Origin of the sequence: Paenibacillus sp. FJAT-27812 (genome assembly GCF_001273905.1) — a bacterium.
Classification (GTDB): Bacteria; Bacillota; Bacilli; order Paenibacillales; family Paenibacillaceae; genus Pristimantibacillus.
The window spans coordinates 3,934,542-3,947,601 of record NZ_LIGH01000001.1; the positions used below are offsets into that span (position 1 = coordinate 3,934,542).

11 protein-coding genes and 1 pseudogene are annotated in these 13,060 nt (G+C 49.6%); 7 read left to right on the forward strand and 5 right to left on the reverse strand.

The window, feature by feature from the left end; all coding sequences use genetic code 11:
- Positions 1–219 precede the first annotated feature (219 nt).
- Positions 220–1,191 carry a class II fructose-bisphosphatase gene (gene glpX / locus ADU23_RS16615; protein WP_053374748.1) on the forward strand — a complete coding sequence of 324 codons (972 nt, stop codon included), beginning with the start codon at positions 220–222 and terminating at the stop codon, positions 1,189–1,191.
- Between the two features lie 251 nt (positions 1,192–1,442).
- Here glpX and ADU23_RS34240 read toward each other — a convergent pair.
- The 4 genes and pseudogenes from ADU23_RS34240 to ADU23_RS16635 all read right to left on the reverse strand — a co-directional run.
- Positions 1,443–2,298, reverse strand: a pseudogene (locus ADU23_RS34240) (transposase); the annotation flags it as partial.
- Positions 2,299–2,309: 11 nt separating this feature from the next.
- Complete coding sequence (locus tag ADU23_RS16625) at positions 2,310–2,615, reverse strand: transposase (RefSeq protein ID WP_053374750.1); 306 nt, start codon at positions 2,613–2,615, stop codon at positions 2,310–2,312.
- 190 nt (positions 2,616–2,805) lie between these two features.
- Positions 2,806–3,486 carry a TIGR00266 family protein gene (locus ADU23_RS16630; protein ID WP_053374751.1) on the reverse strand — a complete coding sequence of 227 codons (681 nt, stop codon included), beginning with the start codon at positions 3,484–3,486 and terminating at the stop codon, positions 2,806–2,808.
- 202 nt (positions 3,487–3,688) lie between these two features.
- Positions 3,689–4,228, reverse strand: coding sequence for a phosphatidylglycerophosphatase A family protein (locus ADU23_RS16635; RefSeq protein WP_053374752.1), 540 nt, complete (start codon positions 4,226–4,228; stop codon positions 3,689–3,691).
- A gap of 131 nt (positions 4,229–4,359) precedes the next feature.
- Here ADU23_RS16635 and ADU23_RS16640 point away from each other — a divergent pair, with 131 nt between their 5' ends.
- The 3 genes from ADU23_RS16640 to rdgB all read left to right on the forward strand — a co-directional run bounded on the left by ADU23_RS16640 (position 4,360) and on the right by rdgB (position 7,019).
- Entirely contained in the window at positions 4,360–5,412 is a 1,053-nt protein-coding gene (locus tag ADU23_RS16640) for a GerMN domain-containing protein (protein WP_053374753.1), read from the forward strand.
- A gap of 201 nt (positions 5,413–5,613) precedes the next feature.
- Positions 5,614–6,351, forward strand: a complete 738-nt coding sequence (rph, locus tag ADU23_RS16645) for a ribonuclease PH (RefSeq protein ID WP_053374754.1) — start codon at positions 5,614–5,616, stop codon at positions 6,349–6,351.
- A gap of 5 nt (positions 6,352–6,356) precedes the next feature.
- The gene (gene rdgB, locus ADU23_RS16650; protein WP_053374755.1) at positions 6,357–7,019 is read left to right on the forward strand and encodes an RdgB/HAM1 family non-canonical purine NTP pyrophosphatase; all 663 of its coding nucleotides are present in this window, start codon (positions 6,357–6,359) and stop codon (positions 7,017–7,019) included.
- A 76-nt stretch (positions 7,020–7,095) separates the two neighbouring features.
- Here the strand turns inward: rdgB and asnB are convergent, their stop codons facing one another.
- Positions 7,096–8,940, reverse strand: coding sequence for an asparagine synthase (glutamine-hydrolyzing) (gene asnB, locus ADU23_RS16655; protein WP_053374756.1), 1,845 nt, complete (start codon positions 8,938–8,940; stop codon positions 7,096–7,098).
- A gap of 140 nt (positions 8,941–9,080) precedes the next feature.
- On the opposite strand from asnB, the gene ADU23_RS16660 reads away from it, so the two are divergent.
- From ADU23_RS16660 to ADU23_RS16670, 3 genes are all read left to right on the forward strand, one after another.
- Complete coding sequence (locus ADU23_RS16660; protein ID WP_053374757.1) at positions 9,081–9,413, forward strand: hypothetical protein; 333 nt, start codon at positions 9,081–9,083, stop codon at positions 9,411–9,413.
- Between the two features lie 181 nt (positions 9,414–9,594).
- Positions 9,595–11,337 carry a cache domain-containing sensor histidine kinase gene (locus ADU23_RS16665; protein WP_053374758.1) on the forward strand — a complete coding sequence of 581 codons (1,743 nt, stop codon included), beginning with the start codon at positions 9,595–9,597 and terminating at the stop codon, positions 11,335–11,337.
- 19 nt (positions 11,338–11,356) lie between these two features.
- Complete coding sequence (locus ADU23_RS16670; protein WP_053374759.1) at positions 11,357–12,970, forward strand: response regulator transcription factor; 1,614 nt, start codon at positions 11,357–11,359, stop codon at positions 12,968–12,970.
- Positions 12,971–13,060: the final 90 nt, after the last annotated feature.

Sequence of the window (13,060 nt, forward strand, 5' to 3'; positions counted from 1 at the left end):
TGCAGGTCAATCCTGTGAGCTACGCTCTTTTGTCGTTCATTTTCCTGCTTATCGAATGCATAATGGAATGGGGAATGATAATAATGATGATTTAATGAAGGATATTAAATATATATTGCGACATAAATAAATATATGATACATATTAAATAACGGAAATGACTTGAACCTGTATGCTAATGATCTATTCCGTCATTTGAGAGCAAAGGGAGACTGGATCATGGAGAGAGAATTGGCATTAGAGCTAGTAAGAGTAACGGAATTGGCGGCATTGGCATCCGCACCATGGATGGGAAGAGGCGATAAGAATAGTGCGGATGGAGCGGCAACGTCGGCGATGCGCTATATGTTTGATTCGGTGTCCATTCGGGGAACGGTCGTCATAGGCGAGGGTGAAATGGATGAAGCGCCAATGTTATACATTGGAGAAGAAGTAGGCAGCCTGAACGGGCCGGAGGTGGACGTTGCGGTTGATCCTTTGGAAGGAACGGAAATTGTTGCAAAAGGATTAAACAACGCGATGTCCGTTCTCGCAGTCGCAGGGAAAGGCCAGCTGCTGCATGCCCCGGACATGTACATGGAAAAGCTGGCATTTGGCCCAGCGCTAGTTGGCAAGCTATCGATTACGGACCCTATGGACGTGACGCTTCGTAAAGCGGCTGACGCTTTAAATAAGAAGGTTTCGGATTTAACGGTTATGATTTTGGACCGGACGCGTCATGAGTCAATCGTGAAGGTGCTGCGCAAGGTGGGCGTTCGCATTAAGTTCCTATCGGATGGCGACGTTGCGGGTGCGATGGCACCGGCTTTTCCCGAGGCGGGCATCGATTTATATGTAGGCTCGGGAGGCGCGCCGGAGGGCGTGATCGCGGCAGCTGCGCTAAAATGTCTAGGCGGAGAGCTGCAGGCTCGCTTGATGCCGGCAGACGGCAATGAATACAACAGATGTGTGCAGATGGGAATTGACGATCCGTACCGCGTGCTGACCATGGAGGATATGATCGGGACGGGGGACGTTTATTTTGCGGCAACCGGCGTTACGCCAGGCGAGTTTTTGGGCGGGGTGCAATATTTCCCCGACCAACGGGCGGAGACACATTCCATCGTCATGCGGGCCAAGACCAAAACCGTACGCTTCGTCCGCGCCCTTCACTATTTACCGAACAAAACGTTCCTGAACGAAAATAAATAAGCAAACGCAGGGTTTGCTCATAGCGCCTGATATGTCTGAAAAGTCTTATATGGGAGAGAGGGGGCCAAGGCAGCATCGTATTTTTATCGCTGAACAGTTGGCACATTGCTTCAAAAGTAGATATTTATAGACGAACTTGTTATTAACAGGAAAATCGGTTTGACCCCTTAATTTTGGAGTTTTAATTGGAATTCAATAGTCGGTTCTTACGCTTGCACTTTATTTCGAGTAAATGCTCCAGAATTCAAAANGGTTGTTATAAAAGTCTAAGTATCGGTCTATCGCTTCGTAGGCATCTGCAAACGTTTCAAACTCATTTTTTTGCAAAAGATCTCGCTCTAACTGGCTATGATAGGATTCAATGTAAGCATTCATATTCGGCGATTTTGGCGGGATCCTCTCGTGATGAATATGGAACTCCTCGCAGGCATCACCAAACACGTTAYTGATATACTGTGGGCCGTTATCCGTTCGGATGATAGGTCCTTTTCCATCTTTCTTAGGATCAAGCTTGCGTGTCTTCAGTGCCTCCTTAAGAGCTTGYACGACATGCTTCCCTTCACAGGTTGGACCACKGTATTGTGCCACAATGGATCGGTCAAATACATCAATGTAGCTTAAGATAAAAAAGAATCGATCTAGTCCAGCAATATGACCATATTTAATATCGCATTGCCATAACTGGTTCGGTGCATGAATCTCATGATTAGCTGCGAGCTTTCGTGGATACTTGGGACGGCTGACMCTCTGCGGCTGCAGGATATCTAGWTCTTTACAGAGCCGATATACTTTCTTGTCGTTGATGACCAGGTCGTGTTGATTCCAAAGGCTCACAGCTAGTTTTTCGTAGCCGTAAATATGTTCCTCGCCTGCAATGAGCTCCAGCAGCCATTCTTCRATTTGTGCGTCACAAACCTTTTCTCCAGCCTTCGTGTAGGAATAGCCTKGGATGGGACGACCACGTTTTTGAGTTGGCTCTGTAGCCAATGCTTTTGTGTTTGAAGACTTCTGGTTGTCCGTCCTTTTTTTTCGGTCGTAGTATGTTGATGCTGCGASCCCAACGATAGAGAGTACCCATGATGYCTCGTATCCCCGCTTAATAAACATGTTGGCAATGGCTATCTTTTCGGATAAGCGKGGTTGGGCTTTTTTAAGAGCTCACGCAAGATCTCTAGTTCGAYTTCCTTTTCACCTAAAAGCTTCATAGCTCTGTTGTACTTTAACTCATAATCTTCTTCTGGGAGTGGTCCTTCAGCAATATCCTTCTTCTCAACTGCTAATGAGTCACGGTATTCTCTCACCCAGACCCTTACCGATTCGGGATTCAGATCATGCTTTCTCGCTGTATGACTAAAGTTGCCCCMTTGCAGGGCCTCCTCAACTACCTTCATTTTGTACGCTTCACTTTGTCTTTTTCTCCTCATTATCCCTCACCTCATCCATATACATAGTGTACTATGGATTCCAATTCGGACTCCAATGGAATTAGGGGGCTAAAGAGAAAGTAGCAAAATTAGCTGGAGTTTTTCCTGCTAAGTTTGCTGAAAGCAGCTTGTTGATAGTGGTAGTATGAGTGCGTGGACGCTGCTGCTCCGGATCAAGAAGATTCAGCGGCTAGCTGCCGCCGGGAATGAACTTTTTTACCCAGGTGCCGAAGCTTGCCGGGTTGCGGGACTGGATTAGGACTACGCCTTCGCCGCGGAAGCGGCATACAAGTCCCTCGCCGCTCGTAATGCTGGACAGCCAGCCCTTCGACGCTTTTTCAATCGTATAATTCATGTAACCAGGCCAGGCGACCAAGTGGCCGTTATCGACGATGACTTCTTCGCCAGCACTCAGGTTTAGCGCATGTATCGCTCCATAGGAGGAAAGGAACACGGTGCCTTTGCCGCTGATTTCTACGATAAAGAAACCTTCGCCGGACAGGAGTCCCTTGCCTAGGTTTTGCATTTTTGTGTTAACCTCTATGCCGCTGGTGCCAGCCAAGAAGCCGTCTTTCTGAACGTATAGCTTATAAGATCCATCGAGCTCAATCGCCTCAATATCGCCGAGGGAAGGAGGAGCAAGGTGAACCTCGCCTTGTCCTCGATTCGCCGTCATTTCTTGGAAAAAGAAGGTTTCCCCGCTCAGCATCCTGCCGAGTCCTCGCATGAATCCGCCGTCAGTCGTACCTTTTAGGTCGATCGTTGGCGACATGGATACCATTGCGCCCATTTCAGCTTTCACGCTCTCGCCCGGGTTCAGCCTTACCTTCAACATGGCAAAGGAGCCTTTATAAAAAATATCGTAATTCATAAGTTATCCTCCTAAAGGTTTTGCGTTAGCAAAATCCTGCTTCGTAAGAATATGCCTAAAGGTTTTACGCGAGTAAAACCCAGCTTGGTAGGAGTAAAAGGAAAGGTTTTGCGTAAGCAAAACCCTGCCCTCTAAGGGTAGGCCTGAAGACGTCTCATTAGCAAAGTCGACCTTTTCGACCTACCCCGCGGTTAAACTATATTTAATCCAGCGGAGGCTGCGTCGCGCCTTCGCGCTCGGCTTGTCTGCGGTGTGCCATCCGGCTGGCTGCTGACGCAGCGATCGCTCCGACGATATCGTCTAGGAACGTGTGGATCTCGCCGCTGTTTTTATCGTTCAGCCTAACCAAAATGCCCGGCTTCAGCTTGTCGACATATCCAAAATTCGTAAAGCCGATGCTTCCATAAACATTGACAATCGACAGCGCCAAAATTTCATCGCAGCCATAAAGGCTCTCGTCATGCTTAATCATATCCTGCAGCGGTGGCATCAGCTTGCCCTCCTCGGCGAGGATATCGAGCTGAATACCGGTCAATACGGCATTTTGTACCTCGCGCTTTGACAAGACAGCATCCACATGCACAATGCAATCCTCAGGCGTCAAGCCGGGGAAATAGTCCTTTTGCAGAAAATGCACAAGCTCGGCGATTGCAAGTTTTGTTACTCCGCGCTTGATGAGCCATTCGTCTGTAGCGTCAGCCACTTTGCGGCTATTGAGGCTATAAATTTCGGGATTGGACATGTTTTTGTTCCCCCTTAGGATTTTATGGACAAAACTGGTCTAAAACAGGGAAGGGCTCGTATACATAGTACTACAAATAAGGAGTTGTACAAAGCCGCCAGGCAAAACTTGATTAGGGAGGAAAGGTCAATATGATTCAAAAAAGATGGATTAGGGGTGCTGTACTTTCTGGAGTTTTGGTTCTGCCTATGTTAACCGCAGGCTGCGGCCTGTTCTCGCAAGAGACAAGCAAGCCAATCGATCCGCCGCAGATCGAGCAGAAAGAAGGGGTAGAGGGCGCAGAAACCGGACAGGCAGTAGGCGTTGGCGATGAATCGCAAATGACGGTTTATCTCGAGGACCGCAATGGTTATTTGGCACCAATCTCGCTTCAAACAACACTTGGCGCGAACGAGGCAGCCGGGCAGAAGGCGCTAGAAATGATGGTGGAGAACGGCGCTTACGCGAATCAACTGCCAGAGGATTTCCGAGCGGTTATCCCGCAAGGCACGCAAATTAAGTCCTACAAATACGATAAGGAACAAAAGCTTGCTATCGTCGATTTTTCCGAGCCGTTCACCAATTACAATGCTAAAGACGAGCGGACGATCGTGGAAGCCATCACTTGGACGCTTACGGCTATGCCAGGGATTGAAGGGGTAGAAATCTGGTATCAAGGCGCGAAGCTTCCGGAAATGCCGGTTGACGGTTACCCGCTTGACGATAAGCTGACGCGGGCGGTTGGCATCAATATCGAGGCGGCTGAGGGCGTGAACTACGCGCAATCTACGCCTGTTACGCTATACTTCTCGGCTCAGACTTTAAACGAGGAACAATATTACGTACCGGTTACCCGCTTAGTCGCTCGCTCAGCCTCGCCTACGCAAGCAGCGCTAGAGCAGCTCATCTCAGGACCGCTTAACAAAAAAGAGCTGACAAGCGTCATTTTGCCGGATGTTCAAGTCAAAAACGTCGTGCAGGAAGGCGATGTCGTCACGGTTGATTTGCAGGATGAGGCGTATAAGGATGGAGAAAAGCTGCCGACTGAAATGCTTCAGGCGCTCGTGCTATCCGTCACCGAAAATTCGAAAGCAACAACCGTTCAAATCAAGGTAAACGGGGAATCCAACGTCGTAGACATGGCTGACCAATCCTATAGCCAGCCAGTAGGCAGACCGCATCACGTGAATGCCATTAAATCGTAATGCTGGACCCGTTGCAATGAAGAGGCTGCTCCAAAGGAAATTCCTTTGAGCAGCCTCTTTTTTCTTTTTCAGGCGCAGCGGATGCAATTCGTTGCCTACTTTGTTAAAATAGGAAGGATTGTAGGATGGGATCGATTGGCTTCAATTAAGCAAAGGTTTTGTATACGAATCATACAACGCAGGACTCAGGAGGAAATTAGCATGAGAAACGACGGTCGGCAACCGAACCAGCTTCGGCCGGTAACCATAACGACAGGTGTCAATAAATACGCTGAGGGCTCGGTCCTTATCGAGGTAGGAGATACGAAGGTTATTTGTACGGCAAGCCTTGAGGACCGTGTGCCGCCTTTTATGAAGGGACAAGGCAAGGGCTGGATTACAGCTGAGTACGCCATGCTTCCGCGCGCTACCCACTCGCGCAACATTCGCGAAGCGGCAAAAGGCAAACTAACCGGACGGACGATGGAAATTCAACGCTTGATCGGGCGTGCACTGCGTTCGGTTGTTGATTTGCAGGCGCTTGGAGAGCGGACAATCACGCTCGATTGCGACGTTATCCAAGCGGATGGCGGCACGCGCACGACTTCAATTACCGGGGCGTTCATCGCGCTTTCGATTGCGATCAATAAGCTTTCCGAGAGAGTGCAGTTCGCGAAATACCCGATTACTGATTTTCTGGCATCGGTAAGCGTAGGCGTTATTCAGGAGCGGGCATTGCTCGATCTGAACTATGAAGAGGATTCCAAAGCAAAGGTCGATATGAACGTTGTTATGACGGGCAGCGGCAAATTTGTTGAGGTGCAGGGGACTGGCGAGGAAGCTCCTTTCTCAAGGGAAGAGCTTAACCAATTGCTTGCACTTGGGGAAGAGGGCATTGCGGAGCTGATCAGCAAGCAGCGTGATGTGCTGGGACCTTTGGCAGCTCGAATCGGAGGTTAACGTCCATGGCGAAGCACTCCATTTTATCGCATGAGGTTATTGTAGTTGCAACCAAAAATGCAGGCAAAGTGAAGGAGTTCGCGCACGCGCTCCAAAAGCTTGGCAAAGAAACGGCAAGCCTGCTCGACTATCCGCAAATTCCAGATATCGTGGAAGACGGCGATACGTTTGCTGCGAATGCGCGAATTAAAGCGAAGACGACGGGCGATGCGCTGGGCGTTCCCGTGCTGGCGGATGATTCCGGGCTGCGCGTCTTCGCGTTAGGCGGTGATCCAGGCGTCTTCTCGGCTCGCTACGCGGGCGAAGATGCGACCGACGGCGATAACAACGCGAAGCTGATCGAGGAGCTGGGGCGTCTGTTTGAAAAGAAGGAGCTGCAGCATCTAGGCAAGCTGCCTGACGGTTCGCAGTTGCTGAGCAAAGCCCAATTCGTATGCGCATTAGCGCTGTATGACCCGGCAACCGGCGAATTCGTGGAAGCAGAAGGCACGGTAGACGGCGTTATTACAGATATTCCGCATGGCGCCGGCGGCTTTGGTTATGATCCGTTCTTTTGGCTGCCAGAGCTAAACCGCGGAATGGCTGAGCTGACGAAGGAAGAGAAGCAGCAGATCAGTCACCGCGGCGAAGCGCTTAGACAGCTGCTTCCGCTGCTTGCGCAAGCCTAATAAAAAATAAAGAAGCCCCATCTGCAGCAAGCCGAATGAACCGGCTCTGTCAGATGGGGCTGTTTTGTTGTGCCTATCAGCCAATTACGACTTTGTATTGCTTGAGCCATAAATTCACTTGATACAAGTAGGCGAAGAGCTGCGGGCCGGACATGAGCTGGCCGAACCAAGGAATGTTTGATTTTGCTGAATCCGATTCTGCGAGCTCCCTCACCTTCTGCACATTGATCAGCGGAAGCAGCGGGGAGTTAGGATCGTCCAGCACGTCAAGCAGCAGCCCTTTGACGGCGGCTAAATAATTCGGGTTATGCGTTTTTGGATAGGGGCTTTTTTTGCGGGTTAATACGTCTTCAGGAAGAACGCCGCGCAGCGCTTTGCGCAAAATGCCCTTCTCCCTGTCGCCGGAGCTTTTGATCTCCCACGGAATGTTCCAAACATACTCCACAAGCCGGTGATCGCAGAACGGGACCCGAACCTCTAGACCGGCAGCCATGCTCATTCGATCCTTGCGGTCGAGCAGCGTTGGCATGAAGCGGGTAATGTTCAAATAAGACATTTGCCGCATTTTGCGGAGCTGCTCGGTTTCGCCATCCAGATGCGGAACCTCGGCTATCGCTTGCGCGTATCGGTCGCAAATGTAATCAAGCGGTTTGATCCAAGCGGCAACGTCAGGGGCAAGCAAATCGGCGCGCATCGCGGAGGCAAGCGACCACGGGAAGGTGTTCGCACTCAGCGCCTCCTCGCGATGAAACCATGGATAGCCGCCAAATATTTCATCTGCCGCCTCGCCTGATATTGCTACGGTAGCGTCTTTCTTGATTTCATGGCAGAAGAGCAGCAGCGAAGCATCAACATCAGCCATGCCGGGCAGATCGCGTGCGAAGGTAGCGGCCTTTAAGGCGCCAACCAGCTCAGGCGTATCGAACTGGATCGGATGATGGATCGTGCCAAGATGCGTCGTCATTCTCTCAATCCACGGGGCGTCGCTATTGGGCTGGAAGGCATGCGCCTTAAAATGCTTGTCGTTGTCGGTATAGTCGACCGAATACGTATGGACATTGCCTTGCCCGTTTTCATTGTAATAGTTGACCGCAAGCGTCGTCAGCGCGCTGGAATCAAGTCCGCCGGAGAGCAGCGTGCACACCGGCACGTCGGAGACGAGCTGGCGCTCAACCGTATCCTTGAGCAGCTCTCGCACATGCTCCGCCGTTCCTGCAACATCATGCGGATGCGGACTGCTTTCAAGCTGCCAATAGGTAACCGTCTTGATGCCTGCGTGATTGACCGTCATGCAGCGGCCAGGCCTTAGCTCGCTAATTTGCTTATATACGCCATGGCCCGGAGTACGCGCGGGGCCAAGTATGAATATCTCTGCAAGTCCCTCTGCGCCGACCTCAGGCTTTACCGCCGGGTGGGCCAATATACATTTTTGCTCCGAGCCAAAAATAAATAAACCGTCCTGCGTGCTGTAGAAAAGCGGCTTAACGCCAAGCCGGTCACGCGCAAGGAACAGCTCCTGCTGGGCTACATCCCAAATGGCAAACGCAAATATGCCGTTAAACCGCTCCACGCATGCTTTGCCCCACTCCATAAATGCGACCAGCAGCACTTCCGTGTCACAGCTTGTGGTAAACATTCTGCCTCTGCTTTCCAATTCCTTGCGGAGCTCAGGCGCATTATACAATTCGCCGTTATAGACGACGACATATTTGTCATCACCGGTATGGCGGATCATCGGCTGTGCGCCATTCTCCGGGTCAATGACGGATAAACGTCGATGCCCTAAAGCGCAGTGCGCTGATATCCACGTGCCGGAAGCGTCGGGACCGCGCGGTGCAAGGGTGTCAGTCATCTTCTCTAAGCTCTCACTTTGCTTAGTCAGATCACGGTTCCAATCGATCCAGCCGGTAATTCCACACATCGATCTCATTCCTCTCTTTTGCTGGTCTCAAAGTAGCGATAATATCAGTTATATGCGGAAAAAGGGATAAAATGTCTGTCCGACGGGGGATGCTAGAGGTGTCTGTAAAAGTTAATGAGGCAGGAAGGAGCATGCAATTCATGGATGAACGGGAGACAGGCAGCGAGGAACGCAAGCCCTATTATGTGTCGGTACAGGCGGGACAAATATTAGAGGACCCGCAGGCGGCAGCATATGAGCTCGAGATTATCGTGAACGAGGAAGAGCATACGCGGCTTAGGGAACTCATGGATGAGCTGTCCAGCATGGACGAAGCGGAGATGTTTCATTTCTCCCATCACCCTTACGGGTCTGCAAGCGATAGCGAAATAAACGGCGGCTATGATGAATTGATTCAACGCATTTATAAGCAGTTGTATGAGCATGGCACGGATGCGACGAAGCGGCACATCGAGTCGATGCAGCTGCTATAATTTTTGCCATAAGAAGAGGGTGTGCCGGAAGCGAAGCTGCTGCTGGCGCATCCTTTTTTTCATGCTGAAAAATCCGCCGATTTCAATGGTGTTCATTCTATTAAATTGCCTAAATAAATGATATACTTCTACAACAAAAAGAGCTCCCGTTCACGATGTCACTGAGAAGGGCAGACCATCTATGAAAAATAAAGCCTCATTGCAGTTTAAATTAACCGTCGGTTTTTTGGCGGTAACCGTGCCGTTGTTTTGCCTGCTTATATTTATCAATTATTATGCGATGGACGTCGTTCGCAATCAGGTAGGCCAATCGACAAAAAATATGCTTTCCATGTATATGGGTGAGATTGACCGGACCCTTGAGGATGGCGAAAATTATATTTACAATTATATTGCCAAAAATTCGGATTTGCGGACTTACTCGACTGCCACACATGAAAGCGCTAACTATTTTTTCGCTAAAGTACGGAATCAAAATCAGATGGTTGCCGACATGAGCGGCTTCGATCATGTGAATATGATCTTTATTTATTCGCCCAATGACGATGAGCTCCTTAGTACCGCGTTTGAAGGCGGGGACTTTACGGATTATGAGCATGCCAGCGCAGCTTTGCGCGACTTTCTCTCTAAGCAGGACGAAACATCGCTTGCGGAGAAAAAGTGGAAGGTTATCCAGTATGATGGCCAATCGGCGATTGTCAGGCTGGTTAAGACTGAGTACGGCCTTGTCATGGGCATGTGGATCGATATGAACCGATTAATGGTCCCTTTTCTTTATTTGGATATCGGGGAAAACGGACAAGCGATGTTTGCTTCGGACGACGGAACGATTTTGACCGACACGGGGGCTGGAGAGATCGCGCAAGGCAATAGGCTATTGCTGCCGGCAGCCAATGAGCCTTACAAAGAACTGGCAGGGGACGCGGATTACATCCTCGTTGCGACCAAGTCGCTTTTCTCAGACGTCTACTTGTCCGTACTCGTGCCGGAATCGAAGCTATTGCAGCAGCTGCCTTACTTTCAGCGCCTTATTTATCTCATCCCAATAGCAGGAGCAGCCGTTCTTGCGATTTACTTGCTGTTTTTGCGGACGACCCTTTTGAAGCCGATGAGCGATTTAATTAAAGGGATGAGACAAATCAAACGGGGAGAGCTGAAAGCGCGGCTGGGCGATGAGAAATCAAAGGAATTTTCGATAATAAACGATACGTTTAACGATATGGCGGCTGAAATTCAGGATCTGAAAATAAACGTCTACGAAGAGCAGATTCGAACGCAGCAGGCCGAATTAAAACATTTGCAAGCGCAAATCAACCCTCATTTTTTACTGAATGCGATCAATATTATTTACAATCTGGCCGAGTTGAACAAAAATGATTTAATTAAACGGATGTCTACGCATATTTCCAAATACTTCAGATTCGTTACCCGAACGAATGTCGGCTTTGTAAGCGTGTCTAATGAGCTGGAGCATATCGAAAGCTATTTGGAAATTCAGCAGCTTCGTTTTCCGAACTATTTGAAGTTTGAGCTGACGATGGAGCATGGATTAGAGCAGGCGGCAATACCACCGCTGCTGATCCAGCCCTTTGTGGAAAATGCGATCAAGCACGGCTTCGAGATGGGGGCAGAGCCGTTCCAAATAAAGGTTCATCTGGGATGGGGGAGCAAGGACGCGGAGCCGATAAGCTCTTATGAGATCATTATTTGCGATAACGGAAGAGGGATCGCGGAGGAGAAGCTTGCGGAGCTGAACGATACGCATTCGTATCTTTATTCCGGCGAGGGGAGTCTCGGCATTTGGAATGTGCGCCAGCGGCTAAAGCTGCAATATGGGGATGCTGCGGAGCTTACGATGAGCACCGGCGAGCCAAAAGGGACCTGCATCAAACTAACGATACCATTCCGGACACTTTCCGAGTGAGAAGGAGCTGAGCTAAACGATGTTTCAATTGTTAATCGTCGATGACGAATGGTTTGCTGTTGAAGGGATTAAATCTGGCGTGGATTGGAGCGGCCTCGGAATCACGGCCATTTACGAGGCGTTTAATGTCGACCAGGCGAAATTGCAGCTGGCTCAGACAGAGGTGGATGTCATTCTTTGCGATATTGAAATGCCTGGGCAGAGCGGGATCGAGCTGGCAGAGTGGGCAAGGGAAAACTTTCCCTCCGTGCCCATCATCTTTTTGACCTGCCACGCGGACTTCGCTTATGCGCAAAAAGCGATTCATCTCGGCAGCTTTGACTATTTGCTGAAGCCGGTCGATTTTGACGTCCTAAAAATGACGGTAAGCAAAGCGCTGGACCAGCAGCTCGAAGCGAAAAGAGATAAGCAGCAAAACGAGATTTATCAGAAATACTTCAAAATGTGGGAATCGAACAAAACGGTGCTTTACGAACGTTTTTGGCAGGATTTGATGTGGCAGCGCATCGTTCCCTTGCCCTCGCATATTGAACGGGCGCTAGCAGCTAATGACATGCCGGTTAAGGCGGGTTACAGCGTTCTTCCCCTATTAATTAGCTTAGAGAAGTGGGAGAAGCCCTTTAGCATGCGGGATGAGGAAGTAATGGAGTATGCGGTGCGCAAGACAGCCGAGGAGCTGTTGCTTCAGAATGAGCCTGGCCAAGTGATACGTGACGGCAACGGCGTGCTGTTTGCTCTGTTTTTTGACGAGGGAACGAAGGAGCATGCGCGATCCTTTGACCAAATAAAGAAAAGATGCCAAGCCTATATCGAAGCGTGCTCCGTCTATTTATATTGCAAGGTATCCTGTTATATCGGCGAATGGTCGTCTCTCTCCGCGTTGTCGCAGTCTTACAACGCGCTGATCCAAATGGAGCTGAACAATGTTACGGCGAGCCAGGCGGTTCTTTTTTATAAGGAACAGACGTTGTCCAGCAAAGAGGTCCAACTGCCTGCTTTTTTTGAATGGGCGGAGCTGCTGGAGCAGGCTAAGGATGATCAATTGCAAAAAATCGCATCAGACATGTTCGACAAGCTGGGGACGGACGCGGGGATAAAAGGAGAGACGCTGACCATCATTTACCATGGGCTGCTGCAAACCGTCTATTATGTGCTTCAGAAGCGCGGCGTGCCTGCACATGCGGTGCTGGGAAACGGCGTAACGTTAGATTCGGCTACGGCAACCAAGTCGCTTGTTCATTTGCGGGCATGGACGATGCGGCTTATCGAAGCGGTATGCGACCATTTTTCGAGCATAGAGAAAGAATCGACGATTGTGGAGAAGGTCAAGCGATTGATTGAAACGCATCTATTCGATGAAATGTCCCGCGAGAGCTTGGCGGCAAGCGTCCATATTAACCCTGCTTATTTATCAAGGCTGTTCCGCAAGGAGAGCGGAATGAGCCTGTCTGACTATATGATTCAGCAAAAAATGAAAAAGGTGAACGAGCTGCTGCTAAACTCGGGCGAAACGGTAAGCAATATCGCTAAAATGTTTCATTACACGAACTTTTCGCATTTCTCCAAGCTGTACCGCAAATATTATGGGCTTAATCCGCAGGAGTACCGCAAGCAGTTTTCCAAAAACCAATAAATGGAGGTTACATGCAGGCTTCCGTTTCAGCTTTAACCGAGAGTCATGTGCTAAGCGCGGGCTCTTTTTTTTGTATGTATGATTAAATGT